At 65.9% G+C, this 19,372-nt stretch carries 19 protein-coding genes; 13 read left to right on the top strand and 6 right to left on the bottom strand.

All coding sequences use genetic code 11. The annotated features are described in order from the left end of the window. Nucleotides 1-12 precede the first annotated feature (12 nt). Nucleotides 13-423 (top strand): thioesterase family protein, encoded by a 411-nt coding sequence (locus GO608_RS09940; protein WP_169200407.1) that lies wholly within the window; start codon nucleotides 13-15, stop codon nucleotides 421-423. Between the two features lie 161 nt (nucleotides 424-584). Here the strand turns inward: GO608_RS09940 and GO608_RS09945 are convergent, their stop codons facing one another. Beyond that, complete coding sequence (locus GO608_RS09945; RefSeq protein WP_169199533.1) at nucleotides 585-2,261, bottom strand: ATP-binding protein; 1,677 nt, start codon at nucleotides 2,259-2,261, stop codon at nucleotides 585-587. After that, complete coding sequence (locus GO608_RS09950; protein WP_247002991.1) at nucleotides 2,258-3,514, bottom strand: cyclic di-GMP phosphodiesterase; 1,257 nt, start codon at nucleotides 3,512-3,514, stop codon at nucleotides 2,258-2,260. Before GO608_RS09950 ends, GO608_RS09945 begins: the two co-directional genes overlap by 4 nt. 208 nt (nucleotides 3,515-3,722) lie before the next feature. On the opposite strand from GO608_RS09950, the gene tadA reads away from it, so the two are divergent. Further along, nucleotides 3,723-4,187: a tRNA adenosine(34) deaminase TadA gene (gene tadA / locus GO608_RS09955; protein WP_169199531.1), complete on the top strand. Its 465-nt coding sequence runs from the start codon at nucleotides 3,723-3,725 to the stop codon at nucleotides 4,185-4,187. A 5-nt stretch (nucleotides 4,188-4,192) separates the two neighbouring features. Then, nucleotides 4,193-4,672: a L,D-transpeptidase gene (locus tag GO608_RS09960; protein WP_169199530.1), complete on the top strand. Its 480-nt coding sequence runs from the start codon at nucleotides 4,193-4,195 to the stop codon at nucleotides 4,670-4,672. 52 nt (nucleotides 4,673-4,724) lie between these two features. On the opposite strand, the gene GO608_RS09965 is transcribed toward GO608_RS09960, so the two are convergent. From GO608_RS09965 to ygfZ, 3 genes are read right to left on the bottom strand one after another with little or no spacing between them, the layout of a single operon-like run. Next, a complete protein-coding gene (locus tag GO608_RS09965; RefSeq protein ID WP_169199529.1) occupies nucleotides 4,725-5,519 on the bottom strand; it encodes an NRDE family protein in 795 nt (264 codons plus the stop codon). Continuing rightward, entirely contained in the window at nucleotides 5,510-5,821 is a 312-nt protein-coding gene (locus GO608_RS09970; RefSeq protein ID WP_343316825.1) for a DUF4936 family protein, read from the bottom strand. Before GO608_RS09970 ends, GO608_RS09965 begins: the two co-directional genes overlap by 10 nt. After that, nucleotides 5,822-6,877 carry a CAF17-like 4Fe-4S cluster assembly/insertion protein YgfZ gene (ygfZ, locus tag GO608_RS09975; RefSeq protein WP_169199528.1) on the bottom strand — a complete coding sequence of 352 codons (1,056 nt, stop codon included), beginning with the start codon at nucleotides 6,875-6,877 and terminating at the stop codon, nucleotides 5,822-5,824. It lies immediately after the preceding gene. A gap of 112 nt (nucleotides 6,878-6,989) precedes the next feature. Between ygfZ and mltG the strand changes: the two genes are divergently transcribed. From mltG to rmuC, 10 genes are all read left to right on the top strand, one after another. Then, nucleotides 6,990-7,991, top strand: coding sequence for an endolytic transglycosylase MltG (gene mltG / locus GO608_RS09980; protein ID WP_169199527.1), 1,002 nt, complete (start codon nucleotides 6,990-6,992; stop codon nucleotides 7,989-7,991). Beyond that, the gene (tmk, locus tag GO608_RS09985; protein ID WP_169199526.1) at nucleotides 7,988-8,620 is read left to right on the top strand and encodes a dTMP kinase; all 633 of its coding nucleotides are present in this window, start codon (nucleotides 7,988-7,990) and stop codon (nucleotides 8,618-8,620) included. Before mltG ends, tmk begins: the two co-directional genes overlap by 4 nt. Continuing rightward, nucleotides 8,617-9,678 (top strand): DNA polymerase III subunit delta', encoded by a 1,062-nt coding sequence (gene holB / locus GO608_RS09990; RefSeq protein WP_169199525.1) that lies wholly within the window; start codon nucleotides 8,617-8,619, stop codon nucleotides 9,676-9,678. Before tmk ends, holB begins: the two co-directional genes overlap by 4 nt. Beyond that, nucleotides 9,675-10,037, top strand: coding sequence for a PilZ domain-containing protein (locus tag GO608_RS09995; protein ID WP_169199524.1), 363 nt, complete (start codon nucleotides 9,675-9,677; stop codon nucleotides 10,035-10,037). The genes holB and GO608_RS09995 overlap by 4 nt, the downstream gene beginning before the upstream one ends. Nucleotides 10,038-10,070: 33 nt before the next feature. After that, entirely contained in the window at nucleotides 10,071-10,844 is a 774-nt protein-coding gene (locus GO608_RS10000; RefSeq protein ID WP_169199523.1) for a TatD family hydrolase, read from the top strand. A 4-nt stretch (nucleotides 10,845-10,848) separates the two neighbouring features. Next, the gene (locus GO608_RS10005; RefSeq protein WP_169199522.1) at nucleotides 10,849-11,520 is read left to right on the top strand and encodes an ankyrin repeat domain-containing protein; all 672 of its coding nucleotides are present in this window, start codon (nucleotides 10,849-10,851) and stop codon (nucleotides 11,518-11,520) included. A 151-nt stretch (nucleotides 11,521-11,671) separates the two neighbouring features. Further along, nucleotides 11,672-13,015, top strand: a complete 1,344-nt coding sequence (gene gdhA, locus GO608_RS10010) for an NADP-specific glutamate dehydrogenase (RefSeq protein WP_169199521.1) — start codon at nucleotides 11,672-11,674, stop codon at nucleotides 13,013-13,015. A gap of 178 nt (nucleotides 13,016-13,193) precedes the next feature. Next, entirely contained in the window at nucleotides 13,194-14,366 is a 1,173-nt protein-coding gene (locus GO608_RS10015) for a M20 aminoacylase family protein (RefSeq protein WP_169199520.1), read from the top strand. A gap of 28 nt (nucleotides 14,367-14,394) precedes the next feature. Beyond that, a complete protein-coding gene (locus GO608_RS10020) occupies nucleotides 14,395-16,890 on the top strand; it encodes an ABC transporter permease (protein ID WP_169199519.1) in 2,496 nt (831 codons plus the stop codon). Between the two features lie 162 nt (nucleotides 16,891-17,052). Then, entirely contained in the window at nucleotides 17,053-18,258 is a 1,206-nt protein-coding gene (gene rmuC, locus GO608_RS10025; protein ID WP_169199518.1) for a DNA recombination protein RmuC, read from the top strand. Nucleotides 18,259-18,288: 30 nt separating this feature from the next. Here the strand turns inward: rmuC and moaA are convergent, their stop codons facing one another. Beyond that, complete coding sequence (gene moaA, locus GO608_RS10030; protein WP_169199517.1) at nucleotides 18,289-19,368, bottom strand: GTP 3',8-cyclase MoaA; 1,080 nt, start codon at nucleotides 19,366-19,368, stop codon at nucleotides 18,289-18,291. Nucleotides 19,369-19,372: the final 4 nt, after the last annotated feature.

The raw sequence follows: 19,372 nt of genomic DNA on the forward strand, positions 1-19,372 counted from the left end.
GGAGGAAATCAAATGAGCGAGACCCTGAAACCCGGCCTGACCTCGACGCGGCGTTACGACATCGATGCCGGTCGCACGATCGGATTCATGGGCGACGATTGCCGCGTCTACTCGACGCCGAGCCTGCTGTACGACATCGAAGTCGTCTGCCGTGACCTGCTGCTCGAAAACATCGAAGCCGGCAAGGACTCGGTCGGCACGCGCGTCGAACTCGACCACGTCGGTGCGACCCTGCTCGGCATGTGGATCGAGATCACCGTGACGGTGACCGAAGTCAATGGTCCGGCCGTGACGTTCGAATTCACCGCGCGCGACGCGCTCGAGGAAGTCGCCCGCGGCAAGCACAGCCGCTTCGTCGTTGGCGCCGAGAAGACCGCCCAGCGGCTGAAGGCGAAACTCGCCAAGGCGCTGGCTGCGGCGTAAGGCGTTAAGCATTGAGGCGAGCGGCGCTGCGCTGCCGAATGCGGCAGCACAGCGCCGTTGCCCCTCTGCAGGAGGAGGTGGGTCGGGCCCGCCCCACCCCTCCCGAATCCTCCGTGCCAACCCCGGAGCCCCGAAGAAATTCCGCGGTTTCCGCTCTTTCGCTACTCGTGAGCCGGGTGGCCGGCTCCCGTGTTGCGTGGCAGCACGACCCTGAAAGTCGATCCGGTGCCGACTTCGCTGCGGACTTCGATGCGTCCGCCATGCTTATGTACGATTCCGTATGAAAGCGACAGGCCGAGCCCGGTGCCTTTGCCGACTGCCTTGGTCGTGAAAAAGGGTTCGAAGATCCGCCCGACGTGCTCCGGCTTGATGCCTTTGCCGGTGTCTTTCACTTCCACCCAGACGTTGTGTGCGTCGTGCCCGGTGCGCAGTGTGATCCGGCCGCGATTGTCGATCGCGTGCGCTGCGTTGATCAGCAGGTTCATGAATACCTGGTTGATTTGCGACGGGAAGCATTCGATCTGTGGAGGATTGCCGTATTCCTTGACGACCTCGGCCTTGTACTTGAGTTCGTTCCACACCACGTTCAGCGTGCTCTCGAGCCCGGTCTCGAGGTTTGCCCACTCGCGCTCCGAGCGGTCGACGTGGGAGAAATCCTTCAGGTCCTGCACGATGCGTTTCACCCGCTGCAGTCCGTCGAGGGACTCGCTCAGCAGGCTGGCGATGTCCTCGCTCAGGTAAGCGGCGTCCACTTCCTTCTTCAACTCGTCGAGATCCCGGAGCTTGTCCGCAGCGAGCGTTTCTTCGAGCTGCTCGTAGGCCGCCAGCAGCTTCAGCATGTCGTTCGTGTATCTCTGCAAGGTGCCGAGATTGGAGTTGACGAACGCGATCGGATTGTTGATCTCGTGCGCGACCCCAGCGGCGAGCTGGCCGATGGAAGCCATCTTTTCCGACTGCAGCAGCTGGTTTTGCGCTTCTTCGAGCTTCCTGATCAGCACCTCCTGGCGCATCTTCTCGGCCAGCAGCGTCGCGTTCGCGGTTTCCAGTTCCGCGGTCCGCTCCCGCACGCGTTCTTCCAGCCTGTCGCGCGAGTCGCGCAGCGCCTCTTCGGCATGCGTGCGCTGGGTGATGTCGTTGTAGCCGAACACACGCCCGACGATGCGCTCGCCAAGATACTGCGGGCGCGACTTGCATTCGAAAACGCGGCCGTCTCCGAGCCGCAGGAGATCCTCGGTTTCGCTGCTGTCGACGATCGCCTGCAGGCGCGCGCGACAGCTTTCCGACTCGACGACGTGCTCCGCCATGAATTCGATGATCGCCGCGTCGTTGCGCTCGAGCAGCAGGTCGTCGGGGATGTGCCACATCGTGCTGAACAGCCGGTTCATGCTCGAGATGCGGCCGTGCCCGTCGATCACGAGGATTCCGTTGCCGGTCGATTCGAGCGTCGCCCGGAGCTGCGACAGGGTCTGCTCCAGCGCGTCCTCGACCTTGCGCTCGTTCTGAACGTCCCTTGCCTGCACCAGCAGCAGGGGCGCGCCGCCGTGGTCGACGACCCGGACGGACTTAACGACGTTCAGCATCGACGCATCGGCACAGTGATAGAGCCCTTCATGGCTCTCGATCTCGCGATACTGGCCGTTGCGCACGTCTTCCCAGTAGAAGACGTCCTGCAGCGAGCTTTCGATGTCGGTGATGGTCATCGCGAGCAGCTCGTCGGCGGAATATCCGAGCGCCTGCGCGGTGATGCGGTTAGCCATGACGATTCCGAGATGGACCGGTTCGACGAGCAGCATCATGTGCGGGCTGTGATCGAGCATCAACTGCGGAAGGCTGTTCATGTCGCGACCGCTTCCTGCCCGGGCTTGCCGGCGTCGAAGTAATAGCTCACCCGCTTGCGCGGACTCAGGTAGTTGTAGATCTCTCCCGGTACCTGTGCAGGCCTGATGGCCCGTGCGATGTTCAGATCGGGTTCGCGTACCAGATCGACGAGGATCGCGTCGTCCTTCGGAATGTTCGCGTCGTAGATCACGATCATCGGCTTCATCGGCGCGGCGGTATTGACGGTGGCGACCATCGCGATGACGCCGTTGGACAGCTGCACAATCGTTCCCGGCGGATAGACGCCGAGGCAACGGATGAATATCTGCAGCAGCTTCGGATCGAACTTGTTGCGCAGCTTGGCGAACATCACCGACAGCGCCTCGTGCGGCGTCATCGCATCGGTGATATCGACGGGATTGCACAACTCGTCGTAATAGTTGGCGATGGCGACAATGCGCGACAGCAGGCCGATCGCCTCGCCCTTGAGTTTGTTCGGGTAGCCGGTGCCGTCGAACAGCTCGTGATGCTCCCGAATGATCGCCAGGACCGCCGGGGCGAGCTGCAACCGTTGGCCAATTTCGACGCCGTATTGACAATGCATTTCATACAGATGCCGTTCGGCCTGGGTCAGCGGCTCGTTTTTCAACAGGATCCTGTTCGGGATCTCCCTGCGGCCGATATCGTGGAACAACGCGCCCATGCCCAGCACGCCGACGACCGCCTGGGGCAGGCGGATGTCGCGCGCGACCATCATCGACAGCATCGTGACGTTCAACGAATGAAAATAAAGCTCCTCGCCGCCCATCTTGTCGCCCATCACGTGGATCGCCAGTTCCGGCGCGCAAAGTATCGACTCGGCGATCTGCGTCACCAGTTGCGTCGCCTGGTGCACGGTTTCGGCAGGCCGGGAGAGCAGGTTTTTCTCGATGTCGCGGATCGCCTTGGCTGAATTGATAAAGGCGCTCTCGATGCGTGCGGCAGCTTCGCGCTGCGCTTTTATCCGCTCCATCAAGGCGCGTTTGGCTTGGAGCGCGGGGACCAGATCCGGCTTGGCCTCCGCGGCGGCTGCGTCGGGGTCTGGCTGCGGCGTGCCTTGGAGTGGCGGCTGGATGTCGCTGAGGGACGGGTTGTAGCGGACAGTCTTCAGCCCGAGGCTACGGATGGTCCTGATCTGCTCCTCGGTCTTGATCTTGAAATGACTGAACGCAAAAGGATGTTCGAACCAGCTGACATCGAGAACGACGTACAGCCCGACCCGAAGTTGGTCCATGGTGACACTGGAATTATCTGGCATCGATGACGGCGGCCTGATTGTTGCCGGACGGGGGTAGGACGGGGGTAGATGGGGAGCTGGACGCAAAGCGCATCATCGTATTGTCCCCACCGCGATTATTCAACGTTGCCCGCGCACCGGCGTGCGCTGTCGTGGCGCTGCACGTGCGCGCTCCAGTAAACTGCGGCGCGAGGAGACGAGTGCGATGAGTGACGAAGATTTCATGCGGGCGGCGCTGGAGCAGGCGCGAATGGCGGGGGCGTGCGACGAGGTGCCGGTCGGCGCGGTCGTCGTGCTCGACGGCGAGATCGTCGGCCGCGGCTTCAACCAGCCGATCGGGCGCCACGATCCGACTGCGCACGCCGAAGTGATGGCGTTGCGCGACGCGGGAGAACGGCTCGGAAACTACCGCTTTCCCGGCTGCGAGCTGTTCGTCACGCTCGAACCGTGCGCGATGTGCAGCGGCGCGATCATGCATGCGCGGGTGGCGCGCGTCGTCTTCGGCGCCCGCGACCCGAAGACGGGCGTTGCCGGCAGCATCATCGATCTTTTTGCCGAGCGGCGGCTGAATCATCACGCAGAAGTCGCCGGCGGCGTGCTCGCCGACGAATGCGGTCGCCTGTTGTCGGGGTTCTTCGCTGCCCGGCGCGGGCGCACCCTCATCGCGTGACGATCATGCACATCCGGATCAGCCTTGCCGGGCAGCGGCTGTTTCTGTTCGGGCCGGACGGCGCCTGCATCCGGTGCTATCCGGTATCGACCGGCGAAAAGGGTGCCGGCGAAGTTCGGGACAGCGGCTGCACGCCGCGCGGCCTGCACCGCATTCGGGCCAGGATCGGCGCCAAAGCGCCCGCAGGCGCGGTATTTCGCGGACGCCGTCCCACCGGCGAGATCTGGTCGCCCGGTTTCGCTGCCCAGCATCCCGGCCGCGACTGGATTTTGTCCCGCATCCTGTGGCTGTGCGGTTGCGAGCCGGGTCGCAATCGGCTCGGCAACGTCGATTCGATGCGCCGCTATATCTACATTCACGGTACGCCGGACGACGAGCCGATGGGCGTGCCGCGTTCGCACGGCTGCATCCGCATGCGCAACCGCGACATCATCGAGCTGTTCGAACTCGTCCCGGCCGGCACCCCCGTCGAGATCGTCGAGTAGGGCCGCCAGGCGGCACGCGGCGACGCGGCAGGCACGGCGCGTCTGCTGCGACTCAGCGTGCAACGGGAGTGCGTGCGGTAAAGCGGTGCCGCACCTCGCTTGCAAGTTCGCCCTGGTCATCCCACGTCCATTCGACGAACTTCACGTCGCCGTCGCGCCGTACCGTGATCACGGTGGAGCAGCGCGTGCCGTAACCCGGCGCGCGGATGAAGGCAGGCGACAGCCAACGCTCCCAGTCTGCGCTGACGCCGGTTTCCGGCAGATGGCTGTCGGGCGCTGGAGCGTCGTCGCGCAACAGCGGGAGGAACGCATCCTCTTCGTCTTCGGGCAGGCGGGCGAGGGCGGCGGCGAAGCGCTCGCGGGCGAGCCGGACCTTCGGCCACGGCGTGTCGAGGACATGGTTCGACAACCCGTAGATGCCCGGCTCAAGGAGCCTCACGGCGCCAGTGGTGCTTTCATGAATGCCCAGACGCGCACCGTCGCTGACGAGCAGGTTGAACGCCGCGTAGTCCGGGCTGACCGCGGCAATGCGGCCAAGGGTTGCCTGGGTGTTGGCATTGACGTTGTCGGCGGCAGTGAGGCAGTCGCGCACGAGAATGCCGCGCGACGGCGCGCCGGGCCGGTGCAGCGTCGGGTCACGATAATTCGTCAATGCTGCGAAGCGCCCGCCGCGCGTGACTCCCATCCACGTCCCGCCGCCTTCGAGATCCCGGCCGGCGAGCAGATCCGGCGCGTCGGTCCACCAATGAGCGGGCACGGCGGGACGAGCGAGGAACTCGTCGCGGTTCGCGGCCACGACGAGCGTGTAGTCGGGGTGAGCTTGCCAGCCGACGACGATCAGGCACATTCGACGAAACGTTCGAGGTGCCTGGCCGAACCGGGTTCGATCAGGTCGGCGAGCCGATGCGCTTCGGTCTCCGCACCGAGCGCCGCTTCGAAAGCGACCGGATCGGCAACGGATTCGTAGATCTCCATCCACGTCGCATCGTCGCCGCGACGCTCCATCAGCCGGCCCGCGACCATCGTGCGGGCGGCAACGGCGGCCTGCATCGCGCGCACGTTCGCATGCGCGTCGTCGCGGTCGACGCCGGCGCGAATGCGGTAGTAGATGAAGTAATGGATGCGCCCGGTTTCGCTGATGGCCATCATTCAGGGCAGGGCGTAAGGAAGATCGAGAAACGAAAGCCGCGGACCGGTGAGGCTGCCGAGATGTACGTCGCCGGCCTCGGCGCAGCTGGTCTGCATGACCGCGAGCGCCTCGAACCCGCCTTCCGGGGAAGGTGCGACGTTGACCAGCTTGCCTGCGGACTGGTCGCCGAACTCCGGCGCGAAAAGATCGGCGCCCGGCAGCGGCTCGGCGCCATTGGCAATCCGGACGTGATACATGCGCTTCTTGAGCTTCCCGAGGTACTGCGTCCGCGCGACGATCTCCTGGCCGGGGTAACAGCCTTTCTGGAAGCTGACGCCGCCGATGACTTCATAGTTGAGCATCTGCGCGACGAATTCTTCCTGCGTCGGAACGGTGATCAGAGGCACGCCGGCGCGGACCATCGCGAGCTGCCACGCTGCGGTGCCGGCCTTCGTGGCGCCCGCTGCGAGCAGCGCGCCAAATGCTTGCGGGGCTTCGGCGACGGGAAGCGCGATGAGGAAGTTGTTGTCGTCGAGTCGGATGCAGCGCGTGTTTTCCGTTACGGCCTGCGTCATCGCGCCGGCCGGCACGGCGAGCCCGGCGCGCGCAAGCACCTGGCTCGCGTCGCTGCCGCTGACGCCGACGAGCGCCGTTTCGGCGCTGTCATCGGCGAGCTTGACCTTGCTGCGCAGCACGTACATCGACAGCTTCTTCAGCAGCGCCGGCTGGAGGTCGGCGGACATCACGAGCGCGTGACCGTCGGCTTCCTTCCACAGCAAAATGCTGGCGAGCATCCTGCCTTTCGGCGAGTTGAAGCTGGTCCACTGCGCGCCCGCGGCCGAGAGGTTCTTGACGTCGTTCGAGAACAGGTTGTGCAGGAACGGCGCGGAGTCTTCACCGCGGCTGCGGATGATGCCGAGATTGACGAGCGGCACGACGACAGTGGCAGCCGGCGCAAGCCCGGCGTCCGGGGCATCGAAGCGGATGCCGGCGCTTTCGATCGTGGCGCCTTCCGCAATGAGAAAATCGGTCCAGGTCGAATCGGTCCAGGTCGTATTCGTACTATTCGTATTCATGTCGTTAAGCCGGAGTCGAAGAATGCGATGAAGTATTATAGGGTCCGTCCGCCGCCAGCGGTCGTCGGCGCATCGCCTCCGACACGCCGACGTCCAATTATTTTAATATCGCATGAAGTCGCTGCTCCTCCGATTGTTTCTCGTCGTCGCACTCGGCGCTGCAGCGAGTCTCGCCGCCGCGTGGTGGTATGTCACGCGTCCGCTGCCGCTCGCCCGGCCGGTCGTCGACTTCACGGTGCACCGCGGCTTTACGATGCGCGAGGCGGCTGCGGCGATCGCCGAGGCGGGCGTCGAGGTCGATCCGCGGGTGCTGTACTGGATCGCGCGGCTCACGGGCAAGGCCGACCGCATCCTCGCGGGCAGCTACGAAGTCCACGCCGGCATCACGCCGTGGCTGCTGATCCTCAAGCTGTCGAGTGGGGATGTCTCGCAGGCTCAACTGCGCCTCGTTGAAGGTTGGAATTTTCGCCAGGTACGGGCCGCGCTCGAAGCGAACCCCGAGCTGATCCAGGACACGGCGGGCCTTTCGGAGGCCGAGATCCTGCAGCGCATCGGTGCGACGGAATCCCACCCCGAAGGGCTGTTCTTTCCCGATACCTATCTTTTCGACAAGCAGTCGAGCGCGCTGGCGCTGCTCGCCCGCACGTATCGGGCGATGCACGAGCGGCTGGCGCAGGCGTGGGAGGCCCGAAATCCCGATCTGCCCCTCGGGTCGCCATACGAAGCGCTGATTCTCGCCTCGATCGTCGAGAAGGAAACGGGTCGCGCGGAAGATCGCGCGCTGATTGCGTCGGTTTTCGTCAACCGCCTGCGCAGCGGCATGCGTTTGCAGACCGATCCGACGGTGATTTATGGCCAGGGCAGCGCGTTCGACGGGAACCTGCGCAAGCGCGACCTCGAAACCGACCACGCGTACAACACCTATACGCGCGACGGACTTCCGCCGACCCCGATCGCGATGCCGGGGCTCGATGCGCTGATTGCCGCAGTCAGGCCGCCGACGACCGATTACCTTTATTTCGTCTCTCGCGGTGACGGCACGAGCGAGTTTTCGACGAATCTGAACGACCATAACAAGGCCGTGAGTCAATACCAGCGGAGAACGGGAAGTTGAGCGGATCGCAGGCGAAGGCACGTTTCATCACGTTCGAAGGCATAGACGGAGCGGGCAAGAGCAGCCAGATCGCGGCCGTCGTCGCGCTGCTCGAGGCGCGCGGCCTGTCCGTCGAACAAACTCGGGAACCGGGTGGCACCGCGCTCGGCGAGCGCTTGCGCGAGTTGCTGCTGCACGAGCCGATGCACCTCGAAACCGAAGCGATGCTGATGTTCGCCGCGCGCCGCGAGCATCTTGCCGCGCGCATCCTGCCGTCACTGGCGGCCGGACGGTGGGTCGTGTCGGACCGCTTTTCGGATGCCACTTATGCGTACCAGGTGGGCGGGCGCGGCCTCGACCCGGCGAAGTTCGCAGCGCTCGAAGCGTGGGTGCATCCGGGCTTCCAGCCCGACCTGACGCTCGTCTTCGATCTGCCGCCGGAGGTCGCCGCCGCGCGGCTCGCGAAGGGCGGCGCGGAACCCGACCGCTTCGAGCGCGAGCAGCGCGATTTCTTCGAGCGGGTGCGCGCCGCGTACCTCGAACGGGCGCGCATGGCGCCCGCCCGCATCCGCGTCGTCGATGCCGCGCGCGCTCCCGAATCGATCCGCGCCGAAGTCGAGGCGATCGTCGAGGAGTGCTGCCTGCGATGATTCACCCGTGGCTGCAGGAAACCTGGCAGCGGCTCGTCGCGCTCGGTGAACGCCTGCCGCACGCACTGCTGTTCGTGGGGCCGGCGGGCCTGGGCAAGCGCGATCTTGCCGACGCGCTGGCCGCGCGCCTGTTGTGTGCGACGCCTCGCCCGGACGGCTGCGCCTGCGACCAGTGCACGACTTGCCAGCTGCGCCGCTCCGGCAACCACCCGGATCTCTTCATGATCGTGCCGGCGGCGGATATGGAAGCCGGCGACGGCGACGAGAGCAGGGAAGGCGGGGAACGCGACGCCGGGTCGGCAAAGAAGAAGTCCACGCAGATCGTCATCGAGCAGATCCGCGACCTGCAGCAATCGCTGTCGGTGACCGGCCACCAGAGCGGACGGCGCGTCATCGTCGTCGATCCGGCCGACGCGATGAACCCGTATACCGCTAACGCGCTGCTGAAGCTGCTCGAAGAGCCTCCCGCCGGTTGCCTGTTCGTGCTCGTGTCGTCGGCTCCGCGCCGCTTGCTGCCGACGATCCGCAGCCGTTGCCAGCAGTGGAGCTTTTCGCGGCCCGCGGCGGACGTGGTGGCGCAGTGGCTCGGCACGCAGGAAGCGCCGGCAGCGGACCTGCTCGCACTGGCCGGCGGCATGCCGCTTGCCGCGCAGCGGCTGGCCGCACAGCGCGCCGGTGCGCTGCTGGGCCGTTTCGTGCGCGACGTGGGGCAATTGCCCCCGACCGATCCGCTCCAGCTCGCGGGCCAGTGGGAAGCGTGGCTGAAATCGAAGGAAGCGCTTGCAGCCGGTTTCGGTATCGTGCAGCTGGTCGAATGGATGCAGCGCTGGGTCAGCGATCTCGCTTCGCTGCGCCTCGGGGGCCGCGTACGGTTCTTCCCGCGCGAGGAAGGTGTGATGTGCGCGCTGGCGCAGCGCTCGGACGTCGCCGCAGTGTTGAACTGCTACAATGAACTCGCCCGGATTCGCCGGGTCGCACAGCATCCGCTGAATGCCCGGCTGATGCTCGAAGACATGCTGGTGCGCTATGCACGCGCGGTGGCGAGGCCCCGATCATGAGCGAAAGCAAACCGAGCGCCGCACGGCCGAGCGTGTTGTCGCTGAACATCAACTCGAAGTCCGCGCTGTACGCCGCGTATATGCCTTTCCTTGCGAACGGCGGCATCTTCGTGCCGACGCCGCGGCCCCATCAGATCGGCGACGAGGTGTTCATGCTGCTGCAACTGATGGACGACCCGACGAAGCATCCGGTCGCGGGGACCGTCGTGTGGATCACGCCGCATGGCGCGCAAGGCGGCCGTACGCAGGGGATCGGCGTGCATTTCAGCGCCGACGATTCGGGACGCGCGCTGCGCGGGCGCATCGAGCAGATCCTCGCCGGGCACCTCGGTTCCAGTCGCCCGACCCACACCCTTTGATTCCACCCGGTTTCCCCGAGGTTCGTCGATTCCATGTTCGTCGATTCACACTGTCATCTCGATTTTCCCGACCTGGCCGCACGTGAAGACGCCGTGCTCGCGGCGATGGCTGCGAATCGCGTCAGTCATGCACTGTGCGTGAGCGTCAAGCTCGAAGACTTCCCGCGTGTGCTGGCGCTCGCCGAGCGTCATGCGAATCTCTTCGCTTCGGTCGGCGTTCATCCCGACAGCGACGACGTCGAGGAGCCCGACGAGACGCGCCTCGGCACGCTCGCCGATCACCCGAAGGTGGTCGCGATCGGCGAGACGGGCCTCGATTACCACTGGCAGAAGGACGCCCCCGAATGGCAGCGGGCGCGCTTTCGCACCCACATTCGTGCCGCGCGGGCCTGCGGCAAGCCGCTGATCGTCCATACCCGCTCCGCCGCGGCCGACACGCTGCGCCTGATGCGCGAAGAAGATGCCGCCGGCGCCGGGGGCGTCATGCACTGCTTCACCGAGACGCGCGAGGTGGCCGAAGCGGCGCTCGACCTCGGCTTCTACATTTCTTTCTCCGGCATCGTCACATTCAGGAACGCGACCGATCTCAAGGCGGTCGCGCAGTACGTTCCGCTCGATCGCCTGCTGATCGAAACCGATGCGCCGTATCTCGCGCCGGTACCGCACCGCGGCAAGACCAACGAACCCGCGTGGGTGGTGCATGTCGCCGAAGAGATCGCGCGCTTGCGCAACGAGCCGCTGGACCGCATCGCTGCGGCGACGACCGAAAATTTCTTTCGCCTGTTCCGCCACGCCCGGAGATCCTGATCCCATGAAGCGAACGATCCTTGCCGCGCTGCTTGTCCTCGCGCTCGGCAGCGCACCCGTCCTGGCCAGCAGCTATGACGATTCGCTGAACGCTGCACGGCTCGGCGACACCCGGCCGCTGGTACAGCTGCTCAACCGCGGGCTCGATCCGAACACCGTCGATGAACAGGGCAATACGCTGCTGATCCTTGCGGCGCGCGAAGGTCACGCGGACACTGTTGCGGCGATTCTCGAATTCCGGCCGAAGCTCGGCCAACGCAACGCAGCGGGCGATTCGGCGTTGATGATGGCGGTGCTCAAGGGCCATGACGAAGTCGTCGATCTGCTCCTCGACGCCGGCGCTCCGGTCAATCACGACGGCTGGACGCCGCTGATGTACGCCGCTTTCGAAGGCCGTGTCGCGATCCTCGAACGCCTGCTGGCGCAAGATGCGGACGTCAACGCGCTGGCGCCGAACAAATCGAACGCGCTGATGCTCGCCGCGCGCAACGGTCACATCGACGTCGTGCGCCGGCTGCTGCGCACGGACGTCGATCTCGAGCAGAAGAACGACGCGGGCTTCACGGTCGACAGCTGGGCGCAGGCCAACGGCAACACCGACATCGCCGAGTTGGTGCGAACCGAGCGCAGCAGGCGCACGAAGGCGTCCTCGGCGCCGCGGACCGAAACCAGGTAAGGGTTTTGGCAGTTCGCTTGCGATGGAGCCGCGATGCACCAGGATGTGGTGCGCAAGCACGAAAATAGTGCATAGAAGGGCAACTTCAAGGAAAATCCTCGTCCGCCCGCGTCGCGGGTGTCCGGTCACCTTCCTGCCAAAGGCCAATGCAATGCGCTATCAGTCCCTCGAAGAGTTCCTGTCTCATGTAGAACAACGCAATCCCGGTCAGCCCGAGTTCATCCAGGCGGTGGCCGAGGTCATGGAAAGCCTCGTACCGTTCATCACCGAACATCCGCGCTATGCCGAACACGGCCTGCTCGACCGCCTCGTCGAGCCGGAGCGCGCGATCCAGTTCCGTGTGTCGTGGGTCGACGACCGCGGCGAAGTCCAGGTCAACCGCGGCTACCGCATCCAGCACAGCTCGGCGATCGGGCCGTTCAAGGGCGGACTGCGTTTCCACCCGTCGGTGAACCTGTCGGTGCTGAAATTCCTGGCATTCGAGCAGACGTTCAAGAACGCGCTGACGACGCTGCCGATGGGCGGGGGCAAGGGCGGCTCCGACTTCGATCCGAAAGGACGCAGCCCCGGTGAAGTGATGCGCTTTTGCCAGAGTTTCATGACCGAACTGTATCGGCATGTGGGCTCGGATACCGATGTGCCCGCCGGTGACATCGGCGTTGGAGGGCGCGAGATCGGCTTCCTTGCCGGCATGATGAAGAAGCTGTCGAACAAGGCGAGCTGCGTGTTCACAGGTAAGGGACTGAGCTATGGGGGCTCGCTGATTCGCCCCGAGGCGACCGGTTACGGCATGGTGTATTTTGCCGAGGAGATGCTGCGTCACGCCGGCAAGACGATGGCCGGCATGACGGTCTCGGTCTCGGGCTCGGGCAATGTCGCGCAGTACGGCATCGAGAAGGCGATGGCGCTAGGGGCAAAAGTCATCACCGCGTCCGACTCGAGCGGCACCGTCATCGACGAGGCGGGCTTCACCCCCGAAAAGCTCGCGGTGCTGATGGACGTCAAGAACGTGCATTACGGTCGCGTCAGCGAATACGCCGAGCGCCTCGGCCTGCATTTCGAGCCCGGCAAGCGGCCGTGGCACGTCCCGGTCGACATCGCGTTCCCGTGCGCGACACAGAACGAGGTCGACGGTGACGACGCCGCGGTGCTCGTGCGCAACGGCGTCCAGTGCGTCGCCGAAGGCGCGAACATGCCTTGCAATGCGGTTGCCGTGCGCGTGTTCGAGAAGAACGGCGTGCTGTATGCGCCGGGCAAGGCGAGCAACGCCGGCGGTGTCGCCACTTCGGGGCTGGAGATGAGCCAGAACGCGATGCGGCTGTCGTGGACCCGCGAAGAGGTCGATGCGCGCCTGCTCGAGATTATGCAGGGGATTCACCGCATGTGCCTGCAGTACGGCACCAAGCCCGACGGTTCAGTGAATTACTCCGACGGCGCGAACGTCGCCGGCTTCGTCAAGGTCGCCGACGCGATGCTCGCGCAGGGCGTCATCTGAGGCCCTCGTAACGAAGGCCGCAACACTTTCTACGGGGAAGGCCGCTCGCTTTCCCCGTGGAACGGAAGCAATTCGCGGCGACCGGCAGACAGCGCCCGGTTCGACGGCCGGCGCCAGGATCATTACACTCGATGTTTTCGCACAACGTCACCGAAACCCGGTTCACAAGGGGGCAGACATGAGCGTCATCGAATCCATCCGGCCCCGTCTCGCGAAACTCACCGAGATACGCCGCGACCTCCACGCTCATCCCGAACTCGCGTTCGCCGAACACCGTACCGCCGACCTGATCGCACGCCATCTCGAAGCCGCGGGCATCGAAGTGCACCGCGGTCTCGGCAGGACCGGGATCGTCGGCGTCGTGCGCGGCGGCCGCAGCTTGCGGGCGATCGGCCTGCGCGCCGATATCGACGCTCTGCCGATGCAGGAGCGCAATGAGTTCGCTCACCGTTCCGTGCACGAAGGGTGCATGCATGCGTGCGGGCATGACGGACATGCGACGATGCTGCTCGGTGCGGCCGAAGCCCTCGCGGCGCGCCGCGACTTCGACGGCACGGTATATCTGATTTTCCAGCCTGCCGAGGAGGGGGAAGGAGGGGGGCTGGCGATGATCGAAGACGGCCTGTTCGAACGTTTTCCGATGGAGTCGGTTTTCGGCATGCACAACTGGCCCGGCATGCCCGCCGGACAATTCGGCGTACGCAGCGGCCCGGTCATGGCGAGCGCCGACCGTTTCGACATCGACGTGCGCGGCCACGGCGCCCATGCGGCGATGCCTCATCTGGGGGCCGACCCGGTGACCGCGGGCGCGGCGCTGGTGCAGGCGATCCAGACCATTGTCAGCCGTACCATCGATCCGATCGACTCGGCGGTGGTCTCCGTCACGCGGTTCAATGCCGGCGAGGCGTACAACGTGATTCCCGACCGCGCCCAGCTGTGCGGCACCGTGCGCGCCTTCAGCGAAATCGTACAGGACCGGGTCGAATCCGCGCTGCAGCGCATCTGCGACGGCGTCGCCGCGGCGTTCGATGTGGAGGTCAGGCTGGATTATCGCCGCGGCTATCCGCCGACGATAAACAGCGCGGCGGAAGCTGCCGTGTGTGCGGAAGTTGCGAGCGAACTGGTCGGGTCGGTGAATGTCGCGACCGACGCGCGCCCGAGCATGGGGGCCGAAGACTTCGCGTATTTCCTGCAGCGCAAGCCCGGCTGCTACGTCTGGATCGGCAACGGCGAGAGCGAAGGCGGGTGCATGCTGCACAACCCGACTTACGACTTCAACGACGGCATCATCGCGACCGGCGTCGCGTACTGGGTCGAACTGGTGCGCAAGGTGCTGGCGCCGGCACGATGAACGGGCGCGACACGGCCTTCCGGTCGACATGAAAACCATCCGGCTCGCATGGCGCATGATGTTGCGCGACCTGCGCGCGGGCGAGCTGCTCCTGCTTGGCCTCGCCATCGTCATCGCGGTGGCGAGCCTGACGAGCGTGGGTTTCCTTGCCGACCGTGTGTCGCACGGGCTGGACCGTGAAGCGAACCAGCTGCTCGGGGGCGACTTGCTGCTGCGCGCCGACCGGCCGTGGGACCGGGAGTTCGCGGACGAAGCACGGCGGCGCGGCCTGCGGACCGCCGAGACAGTGGTATTCACCAGCATGGTGAGTACGGCAGAGGCGGCTCAGCTTGCCGGCGTGAAGGCGGTCGAGGCGGACTATCCGCTGCGCGGCAGCGTGCGCGTCGCGCCCCGCCCGAACCAGCCGGATGCGGTCGCTGAGCGAATGCCGCAACGGGGCGAAGTCTGGCTCGACGAACGGCTTTTTGCCGCGCTCGGCGTCGCGGTCGGCGACACCGTCGGACTCGGGCAGCTCGAATTCCGCGTCGGCGCGATGGTGACTTTCGAGTCGGATCGCGGCGCGAATTTCTTCAGCCTGTTGCCGCGCGCGATCTTCAACGCCGCGGACCTGCCCGCAACCGGCCTGTTGATCGCCGGCAGTCGCGCGAGGTGGCGGCTGCATCTGGCCGGCGAAGCGGACGCCGTTGCGGGTTTTCAGCGCTGGGCGGAGCAGCGGCTTGAACGCGGGCAGGCGGTCGAAAGCATCGAGAATGCGCGCCCCGAGGTGCGCGGCGCGCTCGACCAGGCGCAGCGCTTCCTGCGGCTCGCGGCGCTCCTCGCGGTGATCCTCGCCGCGGTCGCGGTCGGCCTCGCGGCGCGCCGCTTCATGCAGCGTCATCTCGATGGCTGTGCGGTGATGCGCTGCCTCGGCGCGGGCCAGGCGCAGGTGTTGTGGATCGTCGTCGGCGAGTTCGTGTTCTTCGGGCTCGTCGCGGCGACGCTCGGCGGCGTGGCTGGCTGGGCGGTGCAGTTCGGGCTCGCGACAGTGCTCGCCGAAGTGATGGGGGCGGAGCTGCCGGCGCCGTCGCTGCTGCCGTTTGCGCATGGTGTGGCGGTCGGCATGGTGCTGCTGGTCGGCTTCGTGCTGCCGCAACTGCTGCGCCTCGGGAAAGTATCGACGGTGCGCGTGCTGCGGCGCGAAATGGGCGCGGTCGAGCCGGTCAGCGGACTCGCGTGGGCGTGCGGCGCCGGCGCGCTGCTCGCGATCATTTTCTGGATCGCCGGCGACCTGAAGCTCGGCGTGACGGTCGCAGCCGGCTTTGCGGCGGCGCTCGGCCTGTTTGCGCTCGCCGCGTGGGGCGTGTTGCACGCGATCACCGGGTCCAGGGGCCGCCGCACGATCCGCCACGGCGGCTGGCGCTACGGGCTCGCGTCGCTGGCGCGGCGCATGGCGGGCAGCGTGATCCAGGCGACCGCGCTCGGCTTGGGGCTGACGGCGCTTCTGCTGCTGACGCTGGTGCGTACCGATCTGCTCGAGAACTGGCGCGGGATGACGCCACCGGACGCGCCGAACCGCTTCATCATCAACATCCAGCCCGATCAGCGCGAAGCGCTCGCGGCGTTTTTCGTCGACCACGGACTCGTTGCTCCCGACATCATGCCGATGATCCGCGGCCGCCTGGTCGCGATCAACGACCGGCCGGTCGATCCGGACGATTTCGTCGATCAGCGCACGAAACGGCTCGCCGAGCGGGAATTCAACCTCAGCTACGGCGCCGTGCTTCCCAACGGAAATCGAGTGGCCGAGGGACGTTGGCACGGCGATCAGCGCGAACCTCAGTTCTCGGTCGAGAAAGGCCTCGCGGAGACTTTCGCGTTGCAGGTCGGCGACCATGTCCGTTTCGACGTCGCCGGACGCCTCGTCGAGGCACCGATCACGAGCGTGCGCGAGCTCGACTGGAATTCGATGCGGGTCAATTTCTTTTTCATCGCCGCGCCCGGCATGCTCGAAGCCGATCCGGCGAGCCTGATCACGAGCTTTCGTCTGCCGCCTGAAAGCCACGCGTTCACGGCCGCGCTGGTGGCCCGCTTCCCCAACCTGTCCGTCATCGACGTGGGCGCGGTCATCGAGCAGGTCCGCTCGATGACCGACAAGCTGGTGCTGATCGTGCAGTTCGTGTTCGGCTTCGCGGTGCTGGCCGGGTTCGTCGTGCTGTATGCGGCGCTGCAATCGACGCACGACGAGCGCGATTACGAACTCGCGGTGCTGCGCACGCTCGGCGCGCGCAACCGCCAGGTGCGCGACGCGCTGCTCGCCGAATTTCTCGTGCTTGGCGGCGTCGCCGGCGCGCTCGCCGGCGTCGGTGCGACGGTGATCGGCTGGGCGCTTGCGCATTACGTGTTCAAGATGGCGTACGTGCCGGCACCGTGGCCGACCGTGCTCGCGATCGTCATCGGTGCGGGCGGGGTGGTTGCCGGTGGCTGGCTCGGCACGCGCAAGCTGCTCGCGCGCCCGCCGCTCGCGAGCCTGCGCGCGTCGGCGTGATGCCGGCGCTGACCTCCGGCATCCCTGCGGCGCTGCAGGCGATTATCCGGCGCGGTCCGCTGGCCTTGGCTGGTGGCACCGCCGCGGCTGTCGCAATCGGACCGGGCGGGCCGAATCATCGTCGCTATAATCCGACACGATTTCGAACGGAGTGGGCTGCGGATGCCTGAATACATGCTGGCCGGGCTGCTCGCCGGACTGATCGTGATCGTCGCCTGGCTGGCGTGGCGCATGCGCCGGCTCGAACAGGATCTCCCCGAGGTGCTCGTCGGCGAAGTCGGCGCCGCGCTCGCCGGACAGCACCGTGCGATGCTCGGCGATCTGCACGACGGCCTCGCACGCCAGGCCGACCGGCTGGCCGAACATGCGCGCGCCGACCGTGACCTGCTGCAGCGCGGCCTCGCGGGCGCCTCGGGCCAGCTCGCCGCGAGCATCGAAGCGATGACGCGCAGCGTCGATCGTCGTCTCGAAACCCTGTCCGGCCACGTCAACGAGCGCCTCGACGAAGGTTTTCGCAAGACCAACGAGACGTTCACGAACGTCATGGCACGACTCGCGACGATCGATGAGGCGCAGAAAAAGATCGACGGCCTGACGACGAACGTCGTCAGCCTGCAGGAACTGCTCGGCGACAAGCGCGCGCGCGGGGCGTTCGGCGAAGTCCAGCTCGAGGCGCTGGTGCGGAACATGCTGCCGCCCGATTCCTACGAATTCCAGCACACGCTGCCGAATAACGCGCGCGTCGATTGCGCGCTGCGCCTGCCCGAACCGACCGGCCTTGTCGGTGTCGATTCGAAGTTTCCGCTCGAAAACTACCACCGCATGGTCGGCCAAGGCGTTTCCGACATCGACCGCAAGCTCGCGCAGACGGCGTTTCGCACGGACGTCAGGCGCCACGTGGACGCGATCGCGTCGAAATACATCATTCCCGACGTGACTTCCGATGGTGCGGTGATGTTCGTGCCCGCCGAGGCCGTGTTCGCCGAGATCCATGCCCATCATCCTGAGGTCGTCGCCTACGCGCAGGGGCGCCGGGTATGGATCGTGTCGCCGACGACGCTGATGGCGGTGCTGAACACCGCGCGCGCCGTATTGAAGGACGTCGAGACGCGCAAGCAGGTGCACGTCATCAAGGATGCGCTCGGCAAGCTCGCGAAGGACTTCGCGCGCTTCGACGAACGCATGAACGCGCTGGCACGCCACATCGAGCAGGCGAGCAAGGACGTTCAGGATGTACAGGTCAGCTCGCGCAAGATCAGCGCGCATTTCCAGAAGATCGAATCGGCGCAGCTCGACCAGGGCGGCAGCGACGAATTGGTCCCGGTGATGGTGGCGTCGGTGAGGCGGGCGGAAGGCGGTGCGGGCTGACGGTGACGGTATGCGCGTCGCCGGCGTGGCTCAACCGCCGATGTAGGACATTTCGATCTTGCGCAGTCCGGCGGTATTCGCAGTGCGGATTTCCGAGTAGCGGTCTTCCCGGTTGTGCCATACGCCGGCGATCGTCTGGTCCAGTTCGTCATCGGAGACGCCCGCGCGCAGCATTTCACGCAGATCGTGCCCGGTCTGCGCGAACAGGCAGGTGTAGAGTTTGCCTTCGGTCGACAGCCGGATGCGCGAGCAGGTCGAGCAGAATGCCTGCGTCACCGACGAGATGACGCCGATCTCGCCGGCGCCGTCGCGATAGCGCCAGCGTTCGGCGACTTCGCCGGTGTAGTTCGGATCGACCTGTTCGAGCGGAAAGACCTGGTCGATGCGTTGGATGATTTCACGCGACGGCACGACCGAATCGAGCTTCCAGCCGTTCGAGCTGCCGACGTCCATGAACTCGATGAAGCGCAGGATGTGGCCGCTGCCGCGGAAATGGCGCGCCATGTCGAGGATGCCTTGGTCATTGACGCCGCGCTTGACGACCATGTTCACCTTGATCGGTCCGAGCCCCGCATCCTTTGCCGCGGCGATGCCTTCGAGCACCGCCGCGACCGGGAAATCGGCATCGTTCATGAGCCGGAAAGTCGGGTCGTCGATCGCGTCGAGGCTGATCGTGACGCGATCGAGCCCCGCGTCCTTCAAGGTCCGCGCCATTTTCGGCAGCAGCACGCCGTTGGTCGTGAGCGTCAGTTCGATGTCGGGAATCTGCGCCAGCATTTCGATGAGGTTCTCGACGTGCTTGCGCAGCAGCGGCTCGCCGCCCGTGATGCGGATCTTGCGCACGCCGCGTGCTGCGAAGCGGCGGGCGACGCGGGTGATTTCCTCGAACGACAGCAGTTCCTTGCGCGGCAGGAACGGGTAGTCGGCCCCGAACACCGAGCGCGGCATGCAGTAGATGCAGCGGAAATTGCAGCGGTCGGTGACGGAAATCCGGAGGTCCTGCACCGCGCGGTCGCGACGATCCTTCAGCGGGCCGTCCGTCGGATATGCGGTGCCGGGGACAGCCTGCAAGGCGGTCGAAGGGCCGGGGAGAATCGGGATGATTTTCATGTGA

This window comes from Aromatoleum buckelii, from assembly GCF_012910785.2.
Taxonomy (GTDB): Bacteria; Pseudomonadota; Gammaproteobacteria; order Burkholderiales; family Rhodocyclaceae; genus Aromatoleum; species Aromatoleum buckelii.